Raw genomic sequence first — 760 nt, forward strand, 5'->3', positions numbered from 1 at the left:
TGACGGCTCGCTTGCTCCTGACGGATGCCCATCAACCAGCCGGTTTATTCGCCCATCAGCAGACGTGCGCGTCAACACTGAAATAGAGAGCGGCCATCTCCCGGGAGAAAGCCGCGGCTCCTGATCTTCGAGAGGGCTTCAAGAGGTGCTTGCTGCTTGCCTCGCTCGGACTCTCTTGGCACGCGGCCTTTCCGTTCCACATGTCGAATGGCGCCAAACCAAGAGCAATTCTGGCGCGCACGCCGGGCGTCGGTTGGGGCTACGACGGGAGGGGGGCGCAACCCCCTGAAATCAGGGCAAAAAGCGTGCAAGTGGGAGGGGTGCGACCCGAAATCCACCCTTGCCCCGTATATCCAGTAGCGCGCAATGTGCGCCGCCATCGGCGGCATGCGCGGGCTGGCGTGCAGAGGGGGCGGTACACAGTGACGGCGCAGGACCATCGCAGACTCGAGCTGTTCGCGCCGGCACTGCCGCTGGCGTGCACGCGTCTGCTCGCGCCTCCCGCCAGGCAGTCCCCGCGAGTGAGCTTCATGATGGACAAGCGCCCACGAGTGCATCTGGCCCTGGGCGCGAGGCGGGCGTGGTGGGCCACCCAGGTAGGGGCGGGGCGGTGGGGGCGGGGTGGAAGACGACGGATTCCGAAGCATGGCCCGCCTGGCTGCATGGGGCTGGCGGTAACAATTGATGTGCCTGCACGTCCCTGAGGGGGCGTAGGTTCGGAGGGGCTGTGCAACGCTTCAGCTCGAACGGTGTTCGCGCT

Source organism: Myxococcus sp. RHSTA-1-4, assembly GCF_020037125.1.
Lineage (GTDB): Bacteria > Myxococcota > Myxococcia > Myxococcales > Myxococcaceae > Myxococcus.